Origin of the sequence: Jatrophihabitans sp. (assembly GCF_036000465.1) — a bacterium.
In the GTDB taxonomy this organism is placed as follows: domain Bacteria; phylum Actinomycetota; class Actinomycetes; order Mycobacteriales; family Jatrophihabitantaceae; genus Jatrophihabitans.
On the sequence record NZ_DASYFV010000017.1, the window covers coordinates 1 to 21477 of the forward strand.

Annotated in this window: 21 protein-coding genes and 1 pseudogene; 2 read left to right on the forward strand and 20 right to left on the reverse strand. The window is 71.6% G+C overall.

The genetic code is table 11. The features are described 5' to 3' along the window. The 6 genes and pseudogenes from VGN18_RS07610 to flhA all read right to left on the reverse strand — a co-directional run. Positions 1-764 (reverse strand): annotated as a pseudogene (locus tag VGN18_RS07610) (PAS domain-containing protein); the annotation flags it as partial. Then, complete coding sequence (locus VGN18_RS07615; RefSeq protein WP_327539067.1) at positions 761-1228, reverse strand: chemotaxis protein CheW; 468 nt, start codon at positions 1226-1228, stop codon at positions 761-763. The pseudogene VGN18_RS07610 and the gene VGN18_RS07615, both read right to left, overlap by 4 nt. Beyond that, on the reverse strand, positions 1225-3465 hold the full coding sequence (locus tag VGN18_RS07620) for a chemotaxis protein CheA (RefSeq protein WP_327539068.1): 2241 nt from the start codon (positions 3463-3465) through the stop codon (positions 1225-1227). The genes VGN18_RS07615 and VGN18_RS07620 overlap by 4 nt, the downstream gene beginning before the upstream one ends. 108 nt (positions 3466-3573) lie before the next feature. After that, on the reverse strand, positions 3574-3756 hold the full coding sequence (locus VGN18_RS07625; protein WP_327539069.1) for a hypothetical protein: 183 nt from the start codon (positions 3754-3756) through the stop codon (positions 3574-3576). Continuing rightward, entirely contained in the window at positions 3756-5033 is a 1278-nt protein-coding gene (locus tag VGN18_RS07630; RefSeq protein WP_327539070.1) for a hypothetical protein, read from the reverse strand. The genes VGN18_RS07625 and VGN18_RS07630 overlap by 1 nt, the downstream gene beginning before the upstream one ends. Further along, on the reverse strand, positions 5002-7059 hold the full coding sequence (gene flhA, locus VGN18_RS07635; protein ID WP_327539071.1) for a flagellar biosynthesis protein FlhA: 2058 nt from the start codon (positions 7057-7059) through the stop codon (positions 5002-5004). The genes VGN18_RS07630 and flhA overlap by 32 nt, the downstream gene beginning before the upstream one ends. A 168-nt stretch (positions 7060-7227) precedes the next feature. Between flhA and VGN18_RS07640 the strand changes: the two genes are divergently transcribed. Both VGN18_RS07640 and VGN18_RS07645 read left to right on the forward strand, forming a co-directional pair. Beyond that, on the forward strand, positions 7228-9672 hold the full coding sequence (locus tag VGN18_RS07640; RefSeq protein ID WP_327539072.1) for a response regulator: 2445 nt from the start codon (positions 7228-7230) through the stop codon (positions 9670-9672). Then, positions 9669-10742, forward strand: coding sequence for a HAMP domain-containing sensor histidine kinase (locus VGN18_RS07645; protein ID WP_327539073.1), 1074 nt, complete (start codon positions 9669-9671; stop codon positions 10740-10742). The genes VGN18_RS07640 and VGN18_RS07645 overlap by 4 nt, the downstream gene beginning before the upstream one ends. Positions 10743-10794: 52 nt before the next feature. Here the strand turns inward: VGN18_RS07645 and VGN18_RS07650 are convergent, their stop codons facing one another. The 14 genes from VGN18_RS07650 to VGN18_RS07715 form a co-directional block, all read right to left on the reverse strand. Next, positions 10795-11901, reverse strand: coding sequence for an EscU/YscU/HrcU family type III secretion system export apparatus switch protein (locus VGN18_RS07650; protein ID WP_327539074.1), 1107 nt, complete (start codon positions 11899-11901; stop codon positions 10795-10797). Then, positions 11901-12662, reverse strand: coding sequence for a flagellar biosynthetic protein FliR (locus VGN18_RS07655; protein WP_327539075.1), 762 nt, complete (start codon positions 12660-12662; stop codon positions 11901-11903). The genes VGN18_RS07650 and VGN18_RS07655 overlap by 1 nt, the downstream gene beginning before the upstream one ends. A gap of 7 nt (positions 12663-12669) precedes the next feature. Continuing rightward, positions 12670-12939, reverse strand: coding sequence for a flagellar biosynthetic protein FliQ (locus tag VGN18_RS07660; RefSeq protein WP_327539076.1), 270 nt, complete (start codon positions 12937-12939; stop codon positions 12670-12672). Positions 12940-12944: 5 nt separating this feature from the next. Beyond that, a complete protein-coding gene (gene fliP / locus VGN18_RS07665; RefSeq protein ID WP_327539077.1) occupies positions 12945-13832 on the reverse strand; it encodes a flagellar type III secretion system pore protein FliP in 888 nt (295 codons plus the stop codon). Positions 13833-13836: 4 nt separating this feature from the next. Next, entirely contained in the window at positions 13837-14346 is a 510-nt protein-coding gene (locus tag VGN18_RS07670; protein WP_327539078.1) for a flagellar biosynthetic protein FliO, read from the reverse strand. A gap of 5 nt (positions 14347-14351) precedes the next feature. Further along, positions 14352-15080, reverse strand: a complete 729-nt coding sequence (fliN, locus tag VGN18_RS07675; RefSeq protein ID WP_327539079.1) for a flagellar motor switch protein FliN — start codon at positions 15078-15080, stop codon at positions 14352-14354. Next, on the reverse strand, positions 15077-16036 hold the full coding sequence (locus VGN18_RS07680) for a flagellar motor switch protein FliM (protein WP_327539080.1): 960 nt from the start codon (positions 16034-16036) through the stop codon (positions 15077-15079). The genes fliN and VGN18_RS07680 overlap by 4 nt, the downstream gene beginning before the upstream one ends. A 94-nt stretch (positions 16037-16130) precedes the next feature. Continuing rightward, positions 16131-16664, reverse strand: coding sequence for a flagellar basal body-associated FliL family protein (locus VGN18_RS07685; RefSeq protein ID WP_327539081.1), 534 nt, complete (start codon positions 16662-16664; stop codon positions 16131-16133). A 20-nt stretch (positions 16665-16684) separates the two neighbouring features. Beyond that, the gene (locus VGN18_RS07690; protein WP_327539082.1) at positions 16685-17599 is read right to left on the reverse strand and encodes a flagellar motor protein MotB; all 915 of its coding nucleotides are present in this window, start codon (positions 17597-17599) and stop codon (positions 16685-16687) included. Beyond that, entirely contained in the window at positions 17599-18369 is a 771-nt protein-coding gene (locus tag VGN18_RS07695) for a motility protein A (protein WP_327539083.1), read from the reverse strand. The genes VGN18_RS07690 and VGN18_RS07695 overlap by 1 nt, the downstream gene beginning before the upstream one ends. Before the next feature lies 1 nt (position 18370). Continuing rightward, positions 18371-18673, reverse strand: coding sequence for a flagellar FlbD family protein (locus tag VGN18_RS07700; RefSeq protein ID WP_327539084.1), 303 nt, complete (start codon positions 18671-18673; stop codon positions 18371-18373). 94 nt (positions 18674-18767) lie between these two features. Next, complete coding sequence (locus VGN18_RS07705) at positions 18768-19571, reverse strand: flagellar hook-basal body complex protein (protein ID WP_327539085.1); 804 nt, start codon at positions 19569-19571, stop codon at positions 18768-18770. Between the two features lie 97 nt (positions 19572-19668). Next, the gene (locus VGN18_RS07710; RefSeq protein ID WP_327539086.1) at positions 19669-20118 is read right to left on the reverse strand and encodes a flagellar hook capping FlgD N-terminal domain-containing protein; all 450 of its coding nucleotides are present in this window, start codon (positions 20116-20118) and stop codon (positions 19669-19671) included. 13 nt (positions 20119-20131) lie between these two features. Continuing rightward, complete coding sequence (locus tag VGN18_RS07715) at positions 20132-21475, reverse strand: flagellar hook-length control protein FliK (RefSeq protein WP_327539087.1); 1344 nt, start codon at positions 21473-21475, stop codon at positions 20132-20134. Positions 21476-21477 lie beyond the last annotated feature (2 nt).

A 21477-nucleotide genomic window follows, 5' to 3' on the forward strand; every position in this document is an offset into this window, starting at 1 on the left:
AAGTACAGGTCGCGCGTCCTCCACGCCCGGCCCGAGAGCCCGACGCCCTCCTTGAACGACGCGGCCAGGGTGACCGCGCGGAACTCCGGGCCGGCGTCACCGGACTCGACGCGGAAGTGCAGCGCGTCGTCGTCCTCGACCTCCCAGTAGGAGCCGTAGGCCCAGCCGAACTGGGCGCGCACGGTGTCGACCGCGAGCTGCGCCACCTCGGCGGCCGAGCGGGCCCCGGTGATGACCTGGAGCAACTGGTTGACCGCGCTGGTGTCGGCGGTGGCCTCCTCCTTCTCGGCCTCGAGCTTCAGCCGGTCGGTGATGACCTCCCAGGTCGCCATCGCGCCGACGAACGCGTCGTCCTCGTCGTAGACGGCCTGCACGCTGAGATCCAGCGTCTCCGGTCCGACCTTGATGATCGAGCGGACGGGCAGGTTCGCGTCGGAGGAGAGCACGTTGCGCTGGTGCGCCGGGTCCTTGTGGAAGATGTCGATGTTGGCGCCGACGATGTCCTCGACCTCGATCGGCAGGTGCTCGGCCAGCCGGCCCAGTCCCTCGACCGTCGCCTTGTTGACGTAGGTGATGGTCAGGTTGAGGTCGCACAGCATGACCCGCATCGGCAGGTCGTCGAGCACCGAGCGCATCGCGGCGAGGTCGGCCACCGGCAGCGCCTCCGCGTCCGAGGCCACCGGTCGGCGGGCCGGCCGGGTGCCGCGCGGCGGCGTGGTCTTGTGGGCGCGCCCGTTGGTCGACGCGGGCAGGAGTTCGGTCACGGGTTTCCTCCGGAGTTGCGGTGTGCGTGGGGCACATCGGCGGCAAGGTCGGCGTCCAGGACGAGCAGGATCGCCTCGGGGAGCGGGATGACGCCGGTGACGACGTCACGGACCGCGCTGGGCAGGGTCGGTGGAACTGGTTCGGTGGCGGCGCCGGCCGTGTCGATGACATCGCCGATGTCGTCGACGAGCAGGCTGACCACCTCGTTGCGGCTGCGCAGGACGACGTTCATCGGCGTCTCGCCCGGCGCGCGCTCGGCGAGGCCGAGCCGGTGGCGCAGGTCGATGGCGGTGACGATCTGGCCACGCAGGTTGATGAGGCCGAAGACCGCCTCGGGCGCCCGGGGCGCGGCGCTCATCTCCTGGTAGCGCAGCACCTCCTGCACGTCGCGGACCGCGATGCCGAAGTGCAGGCCGTCGGCCCAGAAGGTGCAGTACTGGCTGTTCGTGGCGAGCGTGGTCATGCTCCGACCCCGATCCGGCGGCCGGCCGTGGCCACGACGGCGTCGAGGTCGACGAGGTCGGTGACCCGGTCCTGCACGACGGCCGACCCCAGCACGCCGGCCCGGATGCCGACCCGGTTGGCGACGATCGCGGTCTCGACGACGTCGACCACGCGGTCGACGACGATGCCGACCCGGTCGGGACCGTCACCGTGGACGATGACCGAGAGCAGCTCGGGCACGACGTCGCTGACCGGCAGGCCGATCGCGCTCGCGAGGTGCACCAGCGGCAGGATGCCGTCGCGGTACTGGACCACCTCGGTCGGGCCGGTGCGCTCGATGAGGTCGGACGCGAACTCCTCGAGGCGCGAGACCTCGCCGAGAGGCAGGGCCGCCCTCCGGCCGCCGCCGACGTCGAGCACCAGCAGCGAGCGCAGGTCGGAGTCGGCGGTGCGGGTGTCGGCCTCGACCCGCACCGGCGTGGCCGTGACGCCGTTGGCGTGCGCGATCCCGGCGACGTCGAGGATCAGCGCGACGCGGCCGTCGCCCATGATGGTCGCGCCGGCGTACATCGCGATGCTCTTGAGCTGGCGGCCGAGCGGCTTGACCACGATCTCCTGGGTGTCGTGCACCTCCTCGACCGACAGGCCGAAGCGCACGTCGTCGGCCTGCACGACGACGACGGTGATCGCGTCGCGCGGCTCCTCGTCCAGGCCGAGCGCGCCGGCGAGCGGCACGAGCGGCAGCAGGTGACCGCGCAGGCGCAGCACGGGTGCGCCGGCGAGGACCTCGACGTCGCGGGCGAGGTCGGCCGCTTCGAGGCGGACGAGCTCGACCAGGTTGGCCTGCGGGATCGCGTACCGCTCGCCGCCTTCACCGACGATCAGCGCCGGGATGATCGCGAGGGTCAGCGGGATACGGACGCGCACCGTCGTGCCCTGACCGGCCTGGCTGGTCAGGTCGACGGTGCCGCCGATGCGCTCGATGTTGGTGCGCACGACGTCCATGCCGACCCCGCGGCCGGAGACGTTGGTGACGGCGGAGGCGGTCGAGAAGCCGGGCCGGAAGATGAGATCGAAGACGTCGCGGGGGCTCATCCGGGCGAGCGCCTCGGGCGAGGCGACACCCCGCTGCACGGCCACCTGGCCGATGCGGTCGGCGTCGAGACCGCGCCCGTCGTCGGTGATCTCGACGACCACCTGGCCGCTCTCGTGGTAGGCGCGCAGCGACAGCGTGCCCTCGGCCGGCTTGCCGTTGGCGAGGCGCACGGCGGCGTCCTCGATGCCGTGGTCGACGGAGTTGCGGACGAGGTGGGTCAGCGGGTCGCGGACAGCCTCGAGCAGCGAGCGATCGAGCTCGGTGTCCTGGCCCTCCATCTCGAGCTTCACCGTGCGGCCGAGCTGGGCGCCGAGATCGCGCACCAGGCGCGGGATCTTGGCCCAGACCTGCCCGATCGGCTGCATGCGGGTACGCATCACCGTCTCCTGCAGCTCGCTCGCGACGAGGTTCAGCCGCTGGCTCGCGCGGACGAGGTCCACGTGGGCGGTGACATCGGCCTGCTGCAGGATCTGGTTGCGGGTGAGGACGAGCTCGCCGACGAGACGGACGAGCGTGTCGAGCAGGTCGACGTCGACGCGGACGGTCGAGTCGGCGACACCACGACGTTCGGGAGCGTCCGGGTCGCGCCGGTCCTCGCCGTCGACCCGGCGGTCCGCGCCGCTGCGCCGTTCCTCGAGGACGGGGACGGCCTCGGCCGCCGGCTCGGCGACCGGCTCGGGGACGATTCCGACGGCGGGCTCGGGGGCAGTCTCCGCGACCGGCTGGGGAGCCGGCTCGGCCGGGGCCTCCGGGGCAGGCCCCGCGGCGTCGCCGTCGAGGCAGGTCTTGATGAGCGCGACCATCGAGTCGACGTCGACGCTCTCGTCGACATCGGCGCCGGTCTGCTCGATCGCGGCCAGCAGGGCGCGGACACCGTCGACCATGTTGAGCAGCGCGCCGGCGATGGCGGGCGTCATGGTGAGCTCGCCCTCGCGCAGCCGGGAGAGCAGGTTCTCCCCCACGTGCGTCAGCGACTCGAGCCGGCCGAACGCGAGGAAGCCGCTCGTGCCCTTGATCGTGTGGATCGTGCGGAACACGCTCGACAGCAGTTCCCGCGAGCCCGGCGACTTCTCGAGCTCGACCAGATCACGATCCAGCTGGTCGAGGTTCTCGTGGCTCTCGACAAGGAACTCCTGGACGATCTCGTCGTCTTCGTCCACCGTTCCTCCTGGTCTGCCGGTCTTGGTCACGAGACCAATCGGCCGGGGCACCCTGGAGTTGACGGTGCAAATGCGCTATTGAAACCGGGAATCGAGCGCGTAAGCCGATCAGCGCGGGTCGCGGTCGCGCGTCGCCATGCGCACGAGCGCGAGCAGGACGGCGGCGACCGGCAGGGCGACGAGGAAGCGCACGACCGCGGTGTCGACCGTGATCGTGTGGTCGACGAGCGCGGCCCAGATCGTCGGGAAGGCGAAGACGAGGGCCAGCAGCAGCACCGAACCGCGCAGCATCACCGCTCCTGGTCGGCGAGGGCGTCCAGCAGCAGCGAGACCCAGCGGGCCGGCGTCGCGAACGATGCGTCGAGCAGGGCGATCGGGGTGTCGAGCTCCCACACCGTGGCCGGGCTGGCCGTGTCGGCCGCACCGGTGACGACGAGGGCGTCGACGTCGTCGCGGGCCCGCAACCGCCGGCGCGCGTCGGCCGGCTTGCTCGACGCGTCGACGACGAGCCAGGTCGAATCCGGGGTCATCGCGGCGAGCATCCGGTCGGCGCCGGTGACACCGCCGACGGTGTCGGTCGGCACGACGACGATCGCCGGCCGGTAGCCGCCCATGCGGTGGCACGCGGCGAAGGCGGTCGCGTAGGTCTCGTCGGGCAGCGGGGTGCCGCCGGGGTTCGGGCGGGCGTCGCCGGCGGTCCAGACGAAGCGCGGGTCGAGACCGAGCCGGTTGCGGACGGTCTCGGCGGCGCGGGTCGCGGCCGCGGCCGGGCCGACGATCGCCAGCAGCTGCCCGGAGTCGGCCGGCGGGCGCGGCGGCACGGGCAGCCTCGCCGCCACCGCGGTCAGCGCGGCGCGGGCGTCGGGGGCGTCACTCGGCACCCAGTCGATCGGCACGCCGAGCTCGGCCAGCCGGCGGCGCCCGGCCAGCCCCCCGGTCGTCGCCGGCTCGGCGGGCGTGACCTCGACCGGTGCGATCTCGGCGGGCGCGATCTCGACGCGGGCGATCTCCGTGCGGGCGAGCTCCGTGCGGAGGATCTCCGGGCGAGCGGGCGCCGGCTCGATCGCGGGCGGTGCCGGGGTCGGGGCGAGCGTCGGGAAGGCGGGCTCGAAGCCGGCCGGCAGGGTGGCCTCGAAGGCCGGCGGCTCGACGGCGGGCCGCGCGACGATCGCCTCGGCGACCGGGCGCGCCCGCGACTTGCCGGCGGCGAGCTGCAGCACCATCGCGGCGAACTCGGCGTTGGACGACTCGGTCAGGTAGGTCGACTCGTCGATGGTCGCGACCCGGTCGTCGGCGGCCTCGGCCGAGGCGATCAACTCGGCGAGCGGGTCGTCGCCGACCGGCGGCGGGGCGGGACGCCGTACCGGAGCAGGGCGCGGGGCGGGCCCGGCGAGACCGTCGATCGCGAAGTGCACGCCGACGCGCTGGCGGGCGAAGAACCCGAGCACGCCGCCCTCGCGCGGGTAGCTCACCTCGACCACGCGCACCTGACCGGGGAACTCGCCGTCCAGTTCGGCGAGCAGGGTGTCGAGGTCGTCACCCTCCCGGTACAACGTCGAGGACGTCATCGATGACTCCAATCGCATTGATGGCCACCGAGGTGGTGGCGAGCTCCGGGTAGGACACGACCGGCAGGGCGACCTGCGAGTAGCGGATCAGGCGGTGCAGCGGACCACGGATCTGGGCGGCACACACGAGCACCGGCTTGTTGCCCTTGGCCGTCTCGATGCGGTAGCGCTCGGCCACCGAGGTGAGGATGCCCTCGGTCAGCGCCGGCGGCAGCACGAGCGACGCGCCGCCGTCGCCGGGGCGCACCGACTCGAGCATCGCCTGCTGCAGGCGCGGTTCGACGGTCAGCACGTCGAGCCGACCGTCGCCGGCGAGGTGGGCGATGATCGCCGGCGCAACCGCCGCGCGGGCCGCCTCGACCAGCCGGTCGGGGTCGGTGCCGCCCTTGGCCGCGACCGACAGCGCCTCGTAGATGCGGACGAGGTCGCGGATCGGCACGCCCTCGTCGAGCAGCGCGTGCAGCACGCGCTGGATCTCGCCGAGGCTGAGCAGGGCCGGGGTGAGATCCTCGACGACGACGGGATGGCTCCGCTTGAGCGCGCGGGTCGCGGCGGCGACCTCCTCGCGGCCGAGCAGCCGGCTCGCGTTCTGCCGCACGACCTCGGACAGGTGCGTGATGATCAGCGACGACCGGTCCACCACGGTCGCCCCGAGCAGCTCGGCCTGGGCCCGCAGCTCCATCGCGATCCAGCGTCCTTCGAGGCCGAAGACCGGCTCGCGGGCCGAGCGGCCGGGCAGGCCCTCGACGCCGTCGCCGATCGCGAGCGCCATGCCGGGCGGGGCCTGGCCGCGGGCGAGCTCGACGCCGTTGATGTTGATGGCGTAGGTCGACATCGGCAGCGAGACGTTGTCACGTGTCCGGACGGGCGGCATGACCACGCCGAGCTCGGTGGCCAGGCTGCGCCGCAGCCCGCGCACGCGGTCGAGCAGGTCGGCGCCGGGGCCGTCGACGAGGTTGATCAGGTCGGGTGCGAGAGCCAGCTCGAGCGGCTCGATGAGCATCTCGTTGTGCAGCGACTCGTCGCTCTCCTGCGCGGCCGCGACGACCTCGCCGGCCGTCGGGGCGGACGCGGCCGCCTCGGCCTTCTCGTTCGACTTCAGCTTCCCCGCCATCAGCAGCAGGCCGGCGCCGACGACGAGGAACGGCAACTTGGGCAGGCCCGGCACGACGCACAGCAGCAGCGCGGCCCCGCCCGCGATCTGGATGGCGCGGCGCTGGCCGCCGAGCTGCTGCGAGACGACAGTGCCCATGTCGTCCGAGTCGCTCGAGCGGGTCACGATGAGACCGGTCGACACGCTCAGCAGCAGCGCGGGTATCTGGGAGACCAGGCCGTCGCCGACGCTCAGCAGGCTGTAGGTCGACAGCGCCTGCGACAGCGGGATGTGGTGGCTGAATACGCCAATGGCGAAGCCGCCGATGAGGTTGATCAGGGTGATGATGATGGCCGCGATGGCGTCACCCTTGACGAAGCGGGTCGCACCGTCCATCGCGCCGTAGAAGTCGGCCTCGGAGGCGATCTCGGCCCGCCGCTTGCGCGCGCTCGCCTCGTCGATCAGGCCGGCGTTGAGGTCGGCGTCGATGGCCATCTGCTTGCCCGGCATGGCGTCGAGGGTGAATCGCGCGCCGACCTCGGCGATGCGCCCGGCGCCGTTGGTGATGACGACGAACTGGATCACCAGCAGGATCGTGAAGATCACCAGCCCGACGACGAGCGAGCCGCCGATGACGAAGTGACCGAACGCGCTGATGACGTTGCCCGCGAAGCCGTCGGTGAGCACCAGGCGCGTGGCACTGATGTTGAGGGCGAGGCGGAACAGCGTCGCCACCAGCAGCAGCGACGGGAAGCTCGAGAAGTCCAGCGGCCGCCGGACGTACATGGAGACGAGGACGACCAGCACCGCACCGGTGATGTTGCAGGCGATCAGCAGGTCGAGCACGGTCGGCGGCACCGGCACGACGAGCATGGCCACGATCGCGACCACGCCGATCGGCACGGCCAGTTGGCTCAGTCTCGTCGTCTTCACGGCACCTCTAATCGGACACACACGCATGCAATGGTGGGTATCCGACCCGGGGTGTTCGCCGTCCTGGCTCCCGTCCTATCGACCGGCGAGTGTCCGACTTGAGAGTCGAAGCCAATCGGGCCCTTCGACCCGATCGGAGCAGGGAATTGGTCCCTTACCCTGACGCCCATGACACTGCCGGGGCTCGACGCGGCCGGTGAGATGTCCGCGCGCATCCGGCGTCACGACTGGGCCGCAACCTCGGCCGGACCCATCGAGTCGTGGCCGACGAGCCTGCGCACGACGGTGGGCACGATGCTCAACACCCGCTACCCCATGCTCCTGTTCTGGGGGCCTGACCTGATCTGCTTCTACAACGACGCCTTCCGGCCCAGCCTGGGCGCCGAGATGCACCCGGGCGCGCTCGGCGGGGCCGGGCGCGAGGTGTGGTCGGAGGTCTGGGAGTTCACCGGGCCGCAGGTCGAGGCCGTGATGACGCAGGGCGCGAACACCGGCTTCGACGACCAGCTGGTGCCCTTCGACCGCAACGGCTACTACGAGGAGATCTACTTCACCTACAGCTACAGCCCGGTCTACGCCGAGGACGGCACGGTCGGCGGCACGCTGGTCGTCTGCAACGAGACGACCACGCAGGTGATCTCCGAACGGCGCATGACCACGCTGCAGGGGTTGGCCACCGCCGCCGACCCGCACGACCACGACCCGAACGGTGCGGCGGCGGGGCGAGACCTGCTCGCCGCGCTCGTCACGAGCGATGCCGACATCCCGTTCGCCCTGCTCTACGACGTGAGCCCCGAGCAGGGCGAGGCCGCGCTGATCGGCACGGTCGGCATCGCGGCCGGCTCCGTCGACGCGCCGTGGGTTCTCGACCTGCGCCCGGAGGCACCGGCGATGCCGTGGTCGGACGCCGTGCGGGCGGTGGCCGAGCGGCGTCGCCCGTTCGAGATCCACGACCTGCACCAGAGGTGGGCTCCGCTCCCCGGAGGTGCGTGGCCGGAGAGCCCGCGCGAGGCCGTGGCCGCACCGGTGGGCGGTAGCGCCCACGCCCACAGCTTCGTCCTGATCACCGCGGTGAGCGCCCGCAAGCGACTCAACGCGGCCTACCGCCGCTTCCTCGGCCTCACGTCCGACCAGTTCTCGGCCGCGGTCGCCCGAGCCGTCCGCCGGCACCAGGAGAGCGAGCGGGCCGAGCGGCTCGCCGAACTCGATCGGGCCAAGACCGCGTTCCTGTCGACGGTGAGCCACGAGCTGCGCACCCCTCTCACGCTCGTGCTCGGCCCGCTGCAGAACCTGCTGGAACAGCCCGACACCGCCGGCTCGCCCGAGGTGCAGAGCGCCTACCGCAACGCGCGACGCCTGCTGCGGCTCGTGAACACGCTGCTCGACTTCTCACGCATCGAGGCGGGCCGGATGGCGTTCCGGCCGCGCCCCACCGATGTCGCGGCGCTGACGCGTGACTGCGCCTCGCTGTTCACGTCGCTGGCAGCGGCGCGCGGGCTGGAGCTGCGCGTCGACTGCGCCGAGCCGGTGCTCGCCGAGATCGACCGCGACATGTGGGAGAAGATCGTCCTCAACGTCGTGTCGAACGCCGTCAAGTACACCAGGCACGGGCACGTCGGGGTGCGCGTCGAGCATCGGGACGGCTCGGCCGTGCTGGTCGTGTCCGACTCCGGCATCGGCATCCCGTCCGACGAGGTGCCCCTGATCTTCGACCGCTTCCACCGCACGCTGTCCGACCTCACGCCGTCGGTCGAGGGCACCGGACTCGGGCTCGCCCTCGTGCGGGAGCTGGCCACGATCCACGACGGCACCGCCGTCGTGCACAGCACGCCGGGGGTGGGCTCGACGTTCGTGGTGTCCGTCCCGGCCCTCGACCCGGCCGATGACGTGATGCTGCCCGAGCCGCTGGACAACGGGCACGCGATCGACGTCGACGCCCTGTTCGACGACGCCGCGGCCTCGAACGGCAACGGGGCCGAGGCGGCGAGCGGCGGCGCGGCCCGCGTCCTCGTCGTCGACGACAACCGCGACATGCGCGAGTTCCTCGCCCGGGCCCTGGCGCCGCTGGCCGAGGTCGACCTCGCCGAGGACGGCCGGGACGCCCTGATCCGGGCCCGGCGGCAGAGTCCCGATCTCATCGTCAGCGACGTGATGATGCCGGTCATCGACGGCGTCGGCCTGCTGGCCGCGTTGCGGGCCGAGCCGGAGCTCGCCGAGGTGCCGGTCATCCTGCTCTCGGCCCGGGCCGATCACGAGTCGCTCATCGCCGGACTGGACGCCGGGGCGGCCGATTTCCTGGCCAAGCCGTTCTCCACCGGCGAACTGCGCAGCCGGGTGCGGACCAACCTCGCCGCCGTCCAGCTGCGCAAGGCCCGGGCGGCCGACGCCGCCGAGGCGCTGCGGCGGCGCGAGCAGCAGGCGCTCGAGCTCAACGACCGCATCGTGCAGGGCATGATCGTCGCGCGGATGGCGCTCGACGCGGGGCAGCTCGAGACCGTCGTCTCGGCGCTCGACAGCTCGATCAAGGGCGCGAGCACCATCATCACCGAACTGCTCGGCGATCCGGCCGGCCTGCTCCGGAGCACACCGGCCGATCTCGAGATGAATCCATGACCTCGACCGAGGCCGGTGCGGTGAGCATCCTCCTCGTCGACGACACGGCGGACGTACGACGGTTGCTGCGCACCGTTCTCGACTCCTACGAACAATTCTGCGTCGTCGCCGAGGCCCGGGACGGGCTCGAGGCGATCGACCAGGCCCGCGACCTTCAGCCCGACGTCGTGCTGCTCGACCTCGCGATGCCGCGCATGGGTGGGCTCGAGGCGTTGCCGCTGATCCGCGACGCGTCGCCGAACAGCGACGTCGTCGTGCTGTCGGCCTTCGATGCCACTCGCATGGCGCCGGCGGCGCTGTCGGCCGGCGCGGTCGGTTACCTGCAGAAGGGCATGCCCGGGGCCGAGCTGGTGGCGCAGCTGAGCGCGCTGCTCGGGCTGCCCCCGCCGCCGCCGCGTCCGCCGGCCGTCACCACGGCGGCCGACCAGGCCCTCCCCCGCGCCGCGCACGAGCTGCGCAGCCCGGCGATCGCGCTGAACCTGCTCGCCGGCGAACTCGCGCGTCCTCAGGACGATCCGGAGACGTCGCGCCGGCTGCTGGAGGCGATCGTGCGGCAGGCCGGCGTGATCGACCGCTTGACCACCGACCTGCTGACCGCCTCCCACGCGAAGCGCGGCGCGCTCACCGTGCGGCGCGCGCCCCTGCAGCTGCGCCCCGAACTCGACGCCGCCGTCCAGGTCTTCGCCCACCAGGTCGAGATCACCATCGACTGCCCGCTCACGCTGACGGTGTCGGCCGACCAGGTCGGTCTGGAGCAGATGCTCACGAACCTGATCTCCAACGCGATGCGCTACGGCTCGCCGCCGATCCGCATCGAGGTGCGCGACGAGTACCCCGACATCGTTTTGCGCGTTGTCGACCACGGGCCCGGAGTGCCCGACTGGTTCCGTGACCAGCTCTTCGACGAGTACACCCGCGCGGAACCGGAACGCGGGGTCGGCACCGGCATCGGCCTGTTCGTGGTGCGGGCGATGGCCGAGGCGCACGGCGGCCGGGTGGCCTACGAGCGGGTCGACGGCGCGACGGCGTTCTGCCTCACCCTGCCGCAGCCCGCCTGCGATCCCAGCTGATGAACCCGCCCGGAGCAGGCCTGCCGACCTGCCCCGAGCGAGATGATCACGGTCAGCGGGGGGACGCGGCCAGGGTGCGGACGGTGTGCGTGCCCGCGGTCGAGCCGCGCTTGCGCAGCGTCATGATGAAGGCGAGCACGGTGGCGACGGCCTTGTAGAGATCCGGCGGGATCTCCTGGCCGATCTCGCAGGTCTTGAACAGCGTGCGGGCGAGCGGGATGTCGCTGACCATCGGGATGCGGTGCTCCTCGGCCAGCGCGCGGATCCGGGCGGCGACGTGATCACCGCCCTTGGCGACGACGCGGGGGGCACCCTTGGCCGGGTCGTACTTGAGCGCGACGGCGACGTGCGTCGGGTTGACCACGACGACGTCGGCGGTCGGGACGTCGGCCATCATCCGGTTGCGCCGCATCGCCATCTGCCGCGAGCGGATCGCCCCCTTCTGGTGCGGGTCGCCCTCGGCGCTCTTGTGCTCGTCCTTGATCTCCTGCTTGGTCATCTTGAGCTGCTTGTTGTTGCGCTTGCGCACGACCGCGTAGTCGGCGAAGGCCATCATGATGCCGGCGACCGCGGCGTAGCGCAGCAGCGACAGCACCATGCCGACGGCGATCGAGACCAGGCTCGCGATCGGCAGCGACCCCGAGCCCATGACGGTCGGCACCAGCCGCTGCAGCGACAGCACGACGACACCGGCGAGCGCGCCCGTCTTGAGCAGCGCCTTCGTCATCGCCCACACGGCGTGCGGGCCGAACATGCGCTTGACGCCCGAGAGCGGGTTGAGCCGCTTGAACGTCGGCTTGAGCAGCTTCGGCGACACCCAGATGCCGCCCTGCCCGGCCACCGACACCACGCCGACGACCGCGATCATCAACGCCATCGGCAGCACGGCCGAGAACGCGCCCCTCGCTGCCTCGACGGCCATCGCCTTGGCCGGCGCGATCCGCGGGTTCTCGATGATCGCGCCGAGCTGGATGAGCGAGTTGGTCGAGATCGACATCAGCTTGGTGAAGACGTCGGGGATCACGAAGCTGGCCACCAGCAGACCGGCCCACGCCCCGATCTCCGGGGTGTTGCCGATCGACCCGTCGTGCCGGGCCTTCTTGCGCCGTTTCGGGGTGGCCTTCTCGGTGCGCTCACCCCCGCTGCCGCCGCCGGACATCAGGTGGTGACCACTTGGATCAGCCGGTTCGCGTGGTCGGCGAGCTGGACGACGACGCCGGGCATCAGCGTGAAGCCGAGGCCGACGAGCATGAGCGTCAGTCCGATCTTGAGCGGGAAGCTGAGCGCGAACGCGTTGAGCTGCGGAGCGATGCGGTTGAGCACGCCGAGCGCCATGTCGGCGATGAACAGCACGACGATGAGCGGCCCGGCGATCTGCAGGGCCGACACGAACAGCCCGGTGACCGACGACGCGATCACCTTGTCCAGGTGGGCCATCGTCAGGTGCCCGTCCAGCGGGATGGCGGAGAACGTGCGCAGGAAGCCCTGGAAGATCAGCAGGTGGACGTTGGTCGCGAAGATCAGCGTCGTGCAGAGCAGCGAGTAGAAGCGTCCGAAGATCGAGGTCATCGTCGTGGTCAGCGGGTCGTAGGCCGCCGACAGCGAGAAGCCGCCGAACAGGTCGAGCAGGCCACCGGCCGTCTCGATGGCGGTGAAGACGAGCCGGGTCAGGAAGCCGAGCCCGGCCCCGATGACGATCTGCTCCAGCAGCGCGCCGGCCATCGGCGCGACCTCGGCCACCGGCGCCTGCGCCTTCACGCCGGGCACGATCACGAGGGCGATGCCGACGCTGAGGATGACCTTCACCGGGTGCGGCACCATGCCGGTGGCGATCGGAGGCGACACGATCGCCCAGGCCAGGATGCGCACGCTGACGAGCAGCAGCGCGACGAGGCCGGCGGTGTCGAGGTCGAAGTGCACGGGCGCGCTACTTGAGCAGGTTCGGGATCTGGGTGAACAGCTCCTGGGTGAAGCCGACCATCGTCGTCAGCATCCAGTGGCCGCACACGAGCAGCGCGACGCCGACGCCGACCGCCTTCGGCACGAAGGAGAGCGTGAACTCCTGGATCTGGGTGGCCGACTGGAACAACGACACGGCGAAGCCGATCACGAGCGAGGTCACCAGCGCCGGCGCGGCCAGCTTGGCCGAGACGAGCATGACCTGCAGGGCGATGTGGATGATCTGGGTATCGGTCATCGCGGCTAGCCTCCGCCTCGATAGCTGCGGACGAGAGCGGTGATGATCAGGCCCCAGCCGTCCACCAGGACGAAGAGCAGGAGCTTGAACGGCAGGGAGATCGAGACCGGCGGCAGCATCATCATGCCGAGCGACATCAGCGAGGACGACACGACCAGGTCGATGATCACGAACGGTACGAACACCACGAAGCCGATGATCATCGCCGAGCGCAGTTCGGAGAGGACGAACGCCGGGATCAACGTGGTCAGCTCGATGTGCGACTTGTCGGCCGGGTTGGGCAGGTTGCCCGCACGCAGCATCAGCGCGATCTCCTGCGGACGCGTGTGCTGCAGCATGAAGTGGCGCAGCGGTTCGGTGCCGTCGGTCCAGGCCTGGGCCCGGTTCTTCGTCCCGTGCAGGTAGGGCTGGATGCCGAGGGAGTTGACCTTCGACAGCACCGGCCCCATGACGAACAGGCTGAGGAAGAGCGACAGCCCGGCCAGCACCTGGTTCGGCGGCACCGTGGTCAGCCCGAGCGCGTTCCGGGTGAGCGACAGCACGACGAAGATCTTGGTGAAGCTGGTGACCAGCAGCAGCAGCGACGGCGCCACCGACAGCACGGTGACGAGCATCAGGATGCTGATCGACTGGCTCGGCTTGCCGCCGACGTTGACCGACACCCCGCCGCTCGTCGTCGGGCCCTCGGGGCCGGACGGTGCGCTCGGCGACGCCGGACCCGCCGGGGCGGTGGCGGCGGCGTGCGGGGCCGGGCTCGCACCGGCGGCCGAGCCGAAGGCCAGCCCGCCGAAGAGGCAGCCGATGAGCACGGCCAGCGCGAAGAGCGCGCGCAGCGGCGTGATGCGTCCGGATCGGGTCTCTGACCCCTCGCGGCCCTGAACGGTCGAGGTCATTGTGTCAGCGCGTCCTGGCGGTGAGATCGCGCAGGCTGTCGATCGTCTGTCGCCAGGTGTCCGGCGAGAGTGCCGAGCCGGCGAGCGGACTTCGCTTCACCGGGAGCGACTCGAGCGCCTCGGCGGCGTCCTTCGACAGCACCGGGGCGGGTCGCGCCGGGGTGGGGCGGGCCGGCGGCGCGGGCCGGGCCGAGCGGGCCGGGCGCGGGGCCCGGGTCGCCTTGACGATCCGCTTCGGCGCCTGCTCCTCGAGCCTGGCCTCGACGGCCGCGAGGTCGGTCTCGCCGATCACGGACACGGCCCCGTCGGTCACGCCGAGGATGAGGGCCTGGTCCATGACCCGGACGACGGCCACCGACGCGGTGCGGGAGAGCTGCTGGCGGCCGAGCACGTCGACCAACCGGCTGCTCTTGCCGCCGGTCTTCTTCTTCGCCTTGCGTGCGATCAGCCACATCAGGCCGAGCACGAAGGCGAGCGACAGCAGCAGCCGCCCGATCGAGGAAACCGTGTCCATCAGGGTCAGCGCCCCTGGGCGTCGGTGATCACCTGGGTGATGCGCAGGCCGTAGTTCTCGTCGACCACGACGACCTCGCCGTGCGCGATGAGCCGGCCGTTGACGAACAGGTCGGCCGGCGTACCGGCGGCCCGGTCCAGCTCGATGACCGCGCCGGAGCGCAGTGACAGCAGCTCGTTGACGGTCATCCGCGAGCGGCCGAGCTCGACCGTCGCCGCCATCTCGACGCCGCGCAGCAGGTCGAGCCGCTGCGACTGGACGTCCTCGGCGGCGGCCGGGAGCACCGGGGCCGCGGTCGGGAGGGTGAGGGAGAGGGCGACGGCGGCGCGGGGGCCGGTTCCGCCGAGCAGCGGGACCAGCGCGGCGTCCGGGCCGGCCAGGATGCGGTTGATGCCCAGACGGGTCTCGACCACCTGGAGCGGGCCGAGCGCGACCGGACCGATCGCCGCGGCGACGGCGTCGATGGTCGGCGCCAGCGCGGCGTCGAGTTCCAGCGAGCCGAGTGACGAGTCACGCAACGCCGTCGCGACGTCGTCGGCCACGACCAGGAGCAGGTCGCCGGTGCGGGCGCCGCTGAACCGGGCGATGACGGCGTGGCTGCCGAACCCGGCCGGGTCGGCCTCGCGGGTCGGGTGGCCCACGGTGAGCGGTTCGCCGCCGGCGAGGGTGCTGGCGACCGTGGACGCGGCCGTGGCCAGCACCTCGGTGACGTTGCCGGTGGCTTCGGTGATCACGCGTTCTCCTGGTGAGGGTGGTGGGGATCGAGGGGGGAATCGACGACCAGGGCCGCGAGCTTGGATCCGGACTTGCCGGCGATCGCGTGGGCGAAGACGGTGCCGGCGGCCTGCAGCGAGAGCGGGACGCCGACGCGGTGGTCGAGGCGGACGATGTCGCCTTCGGCGAGGGAGAGGATGCGGGCCGGGCTCAGCGACAGCGGCGCGAACTCGACGCTGACGCTCATCGGCACGTCACCGAGACGCTCCTTGACGCGCTGGCGCACGGACGTGGCGTCGGGGACGTCGTCCTCCTCGCCGGGCCGGCGGGGACGCTGGGCGACGAGCAGGGGCAGCAGCGGCGCCAGCGGCAGGCACAGCGTCGCCTGGCAGGTCTCCGAGCCGACCACCATGTCGAAGCTGGTGACGATCATGGCGTCGGTGGCGCTGCCGGCCTGCAGGAACTGCGGGTTGTACTCGATGGCGCCGAGCGACGGCGTGACGGCCACGATGGGCTCGAACGAGTAGCGCAGCGAGCCGACCATCTGCTCGAGCAGGCCCATCAGCAGGGTCGTCTCGATCTCGGTCAGGGTGCGGTCGGGCTGGGTGCCGCCGGGGCCGCCGAGCATGTAGTCGATCGAGGCCAGCGCCATGGGCAGCGAGAACTGCCAGACACCGGTGCCCTGCAGCGGCGGCATCGCGATCGGCACCATCAGCGTGGTGGCGTCGAGGCTGGTGACGTACTCCTCGTAGCTCACCTGGGCGATGTCGGCGACGGTCATCGAACAGACCTGGCGCAGCCCGCTCGTCAGCAACGTCGTCATGCGACGGGAGAACGTCTCGAACGCGATCTGCAGCGTGCGGATGTGCTCGCGCGACAGCTTGGTCGGGCGACGGAAGTCGTACAGCGCGACATCGGGCTCGACCCCGGGCGCGCGCGAGACATCGCGCAGATCGGGTGATGCGTTCGCTGGCACGCCCTCGCTATCGGCCGGGGGTGCGGCGACCTGAGCGGAACCGCGGGATCGATTCCACGGCTCTCCGACTCTTGGGGCGAGTCGGACTCCGGGGTTACTGGGTGACGAATTGGGTCAGGAAGACGGCGAACACCTCATCCGGGTAGGCCTTCTGGAGCTGCTTGAGCAGGTCGTCGGTCAACTTCTTGCGGGCCGTGTCGCTGGACAGCGACTCCACGGTGCGGTCGCTGAACTCGGTGATCGCGAGGGACGCGGCCTTCGCGGTGGTCAGGGCGAAGTCGGCCGCCTTGGCCTTGCCGGCCACCAGCTGGAGCGAGATCGCCACCTTCAGGTAGTGCCCGCCGGCCAGGTTCAGGGTCAGCGGGTCGGTCGACACCGGCACGTACTCGCCGCCGGCGGGCGCGCCGGGCTTGGGCGTCGGCGCCAGGAACGTGTAGGCGCCGTAGCCGACGACGAACAGCCCGACGAGGGCCAGGATGAACTTCTTGCTCTTGTAGATCTTCGGCTTGGCCGTGGCGGCGCCGCCGCCGTCGCCGTCCTTGGTCGGCTTGCCGCCCGGGCCCTTCGCCGTCGCGGGCGAACCGGAGTTCGTCGCGAAGCGCTGCTCCTGCTTGATGGCTGAGGTCATGGTGGGTCCTTGGGTGGGGGTCAACGTGCGGCGGCAGCGGCAGCCGGCAGGAGCGCGGCGGCCTCGGACGGGAGAGAGGTGAGCACGACGATCTCGACGCGGCGGTTCAGGGCGACCGCTCGCGGGTCGGACGCCGGGTAGAGCGGGCGCTGGTCGGAGAAGCCGACCGCGCTCAGCCGCGACGGCGAGACGCCGGCCGAGGCCAGGTAGCGCACCACGGCCGAGGCCCGGGCCGAGGACAGCTCCCACCCGGTCGGGTAGGGGTCGGTGTTGACCTTGACCTGGTTGGTGTAGCCGTCGACCTCGATGCTGTGCCGGTTGGTCACCAGCGGCGGGGCGACGACGTCGAAGATCCGCTTACCGCCGGGCAGCAGGTTCGCACTGTTGCCCGGGAACACCAGCGCGTTGGTGACGACGGTGATGATCAGGCCGCGGCGGTCGATCGCGAAGTTGACCGCTCCGGCCATGCCGGCCTTGCGCAGCGCGGCGTTGATGCGCTTCTTGATCTGGGTGAAGTCCTCGACCTCCTGCTGCACGGCCACGCCTCGCTTGTCGGCCTGCATCGTGGTCGGCGCCTGCGGCATCGTCGAGGCATCCGGACCGACGGCCGGCATACCCGGGAGGACGATCTGCTGCCCCTGGCCGTCGGCAGCGTTCTGGTTCAGGCCGTTGCCGCCGTTGAGCACGCTGGTCTCGCCGTTCCCGAACGCCGACGACAGCGAGTGCTTCAGCTCCAGGAACTTCGACGTGTTCACGACCGAGATCGAGAACAGCACGATGAACAGCACGAGCAGCAGCGTCAGCATGTCGGCGTAGGTGACCATCCAGCGCTCGGCGCCCTCCTCGCCACCGTGGTCGGCGCCGCGCTTGCTGCGGCGCCCGCGCGAGGTGGCGCTCTTGGCGCCGTGGCCGACCTTCGATGCGGCGGCCGACATCAGGCCGCGTCCTTCTCGGGCGGCACGAAGTTGGGCAGCATGCTCTGCAGCTTCTGGGCGATCAGGCGCGGGTTCGAGCCGGCCTGGATCGCGATGACGCCCTCGAGCGCCAGCTCCATCTCCTCGCACTCGGCCTCGCCGACCCGCTTCAGGCGGTTGGCCAGCGGGAAGAAGAACACGTTCGCCGACAGCACGCCCCACAGCGTGGCGACGAAGGCCGACGCGATCTTCGAGCCGAGCGTGGAGGGGTCGCTGAGGTCGCCGAGCACGTGCACGAGGCCGAGGACGGTGCCGATGATGCCGATCGTCGGCGAGAAGCCGCCCATGTCGTGGAAGAGCTTGGCCGCGGCGCCGTCGCCGGCCCGCTTGGCGTCGATCTCGGCGCCGAGGATCTCACCGAGCTCGTCGGCGTCGGTGCCGTCGACGGCCATCTCGAGCGCCCGCTTCAGGAACGGGTTCTCGACGGCGGCGATCTCACCCTCCAGCGAGAGCAGGCCCTCGCGGCGGGCGCGGCCGGCCAGGGCGACGATGACGTCGACGCTGTCGCCGGGGGTGGAGGGCTTCGCGGTGAACGCCCGGATGAGCTGTTTCGGCAGCGCCTTGACGTCGTCGAACATCGCCCCGGCGCAGGCCGCGCCGAACGTCCCGACGAACACCAGGACCATCGGAGCGGGGATGAAGATCGCCATCGGATCCCCACCCTCCATGACCACCGATCCGAAGATGGCGACGAGGGCGGCTCCGACACCGATGATGGTGGCCGGATCCATGTCAGCGCTCCCCGGGGTGCAGCACCACGACGGAGGCGCCGGCGGAGGAGTTGTGCTCGCGCGAGGCGACCTCGCGGGGGGCCGTGCGGCTGCGGTCGGTCAGCGTCTGCGCCGCGGCGATGATGCTCGCGCGGTAGTCGTTGATGAGCTCGGCGAGTTCCTCGAGCGATTCGCGGATGACGTACCGGCTGCCGTTGACGAGGGTCACGACGGTGTCCGGCGTGGCCTCCGCTCGCTCGATGAGATCGGGGTTGAGCGCGAAGACAGGTCCGCCCAAACGGGTCAGCTGCAACACGGTGTCCATCCTTGGATTCGTAACTTCCGGCCGTCCCTGGCCTTCGTTGTCCTACAAATCGGCCGGGTGGCGGCGCACTTGAGTGCGCCGCCGTCCGATTTGCTCAGTTCTTCAGGTTCACCAGCGTCTGCAGCACCTCGTCGGAGGTGGTGATGACCTTCGAGTTCGCCTGGAAGCCGCGCTGGGCGATGATCAGGTTGGTCAGCTCCTGGGAGAGGTCCACGTTGGACATCTCGACGTAGCCCGACGTGATGCTGCCGCGCGAGCCGGTGTTCGGGGCGCCGATGCTCGCCGCGCCCGAGTTGGGGGTGGCCGAGAACGCCGTGTCGCCGACCTTGGCCAGGCCGTTCGGGTTCGCGAAGGTCGCGACGCCGATCTGGCCGAGGACGGTGGTCACGCCGGCGGAGTTGACCCCGTTGATGTTGCCGCCGGAGTCGATGCTCCACGACACGTAGCTGCCGTTGGTGAGGCCGACGAGGTTGAGCGGGGTGCCGGTGGTGTTCTCGGCGATCGCACCATCCGGGGTGACCAGGTTGCCGGCGTTGTCGAGGGTGAAGTTGCCGGCGCGGGTGAACTGCTGCTGGCCGTTCTTCGACACGGCGAAGAAGCCGTCCCCGTTGATCAGCATGTTGCTGGTGACGCCGGTCGCCTGGCTCGAGCCCTGCGTGAAGTTCAGGGCCGTGCCGGCGACGCGCACACCGAGGCCGACCTGGATCGGGTCGGTGCCGCCGGTGGTGGCCGTCGCCGCGCCGCCGCCCTGCAGGGTCTGGCTGAGCGTGTCCTCGAACTGGACCGTGCTGCTCTTGTAGCCGGTGGTGTTGACGTTGGCGATGTTGTTGGCAGTGACGTCGAGCATCTTCTGGTGCGCGCCGAGACCGGAGATCGCGGTGAACAGGGACCGAAGCATGGCGGGGGGCTCCTCGGGACGGGGGAAGGCGGGTGCCTCAGGGGGTTCTATCGACTGATCGGGGGCAGTACTGAGCTGGATCGGGTTGCGGTGATGATCACGGCGTGGTGCCGCTGGGGGCCGCCCTCACCTCCGTGACGCTGCCGGCCGGCACGGAGGCCGAGCCGATCGTGAGCATGGCGCCGGCGCCGCCGGTCGACACGGCGGACACGATGCCGCTGCTCGTGCCGCCGGCGGAGTCGGTGTAGGTGACGTCCTTGCCGATCAGGCTCATCGCCGACTGCGCCTGCTGGGAGTTGACCAGGGCGGTGAGCGTCGCCGACATCGTGGTCATGGTCTGCACCTGGGAGAGCGTCGCGGTCTGCTGCATGAACGCCGAGGTGTCGACCGGGCTGCTCGGATCCTGGTACTTGAGTTGGGCGACGAGCAGTTGCAGGAAGGCCTGCGGGTCGAGCATCGGCTGGCCGCTGCTGCCGGTCTTGGCGGCGGCGGGGCCGGTCGCGGGCGCGACGCCGGGCGTGCCGACGGCGGGGATGGGAGTCGTCATGGGTGCAGTCCGATCAGAGGAGTCGGTCGAGGTAGCGGTCGAGCTGGACGGTGCGGCGCGGGGCCGGACGCTCGTCGGGGCGGTCGTCGCGGGGGGCGGGCCCGTGGCCGCCGGAGCCGGCCGAGCGCGGATCGCCGGAGCGGTCCTGCTGCGCGTGACCGTGATCGGCGACCGACACGTCGACGCCGCTGAAGCCGGACTGCGCCAGGTCGTGGTGCAGACCCGGGAGCGCGCTGGTCACCGCGGCGCGGGCCGCCGGGTCGACGACGGCGAGGCTCACGGTGATCGACCCGTCGCGCACCACGGCGGTGAGGTTCACCGCGCCGAGCTCGGCCGGGTGCAGCGAGACAGTGAGCTCGTGGACCCCGTTGCCGCGGTCGCGCAGCCGGCTGAGCGCGCCGAGCAGCAGCGGCTGCTCGGGCAGCGGTGCCTGGGCCGGGCGGATCGACCCGACGTCCGAGACCGGGACGGCGGTGTGGAGGTGCGGGGCGGGCGGGGCGCCCGCTGCGGCGAGGGCGGGTGACCCTTCCACCGGGACGGGCTTGCCCGGGTGCGGGGCGGCCGGGTCGGCGACGTCGCGCAGGGCTGCCGCGAAACCGGTACCCGCGGCGGCGGACGCCACGCCCGGGTCGACCGGAAGGGGCGGGATCTCGGCGCGGTGGGCCGGGGGCGTGGCCGCGGCGGCCGGCGGGGTCGGCCCGGCAGCCGGAACGATCGGCGTGGTCGGGGTCGGGACAGCGGTCCGGGTCCCGGCCACGGTGGGCGCTGCCGGGTTGGGCACCAGCGGGGTCGACGGGGCGGCGGACGTCGCCGGGCCGGCCGCGGTTGCGCGGTGCAGTCGATCGAGCGGCTGGTCGGCGGCTGCGTCGGTGCTCGCGCCGGGGTCGACCGGAACCCGGGTCCGTTCTTGCGCCGCAACCGCGGGCGTCGCTGACCGGGCGTCGACCGCTCCCGCGTGGCCGGCGGCAGTGACGGCGATCTTCATGCCGTCACCCTGCCCGGCCGGCGTGTCGGCATGAAGATCGGCGGGGGTCGTCGTCGGGGCGGGCGGCGGGGTCAGACCGCCGGTCACGAGCAGCCCACCGGCCACGACGGACGGGTCCGTGGCGGCCGCGGCCGGGGCCGATGGGTCGTCGCCGTTGCCGGGCTTGCTCGCCCCGGCACCGTGCGCGTGCTCCGGTGCCTGCGAGTGTTCGCTCGAGCGCGACCGCTCGGCGGCGCGGTCCGAGCGCTGCGGCTCGTGGGCCTCGTGGGCCTCGTTCAACGCGCCGGAGAACGCGTCCGATCCGGCTGCGTCGGGTCCGGCGCCGGAGGTCGTCGCGGCCACCGGCGTGGGCGCGACCGACGGTCCGATCATCA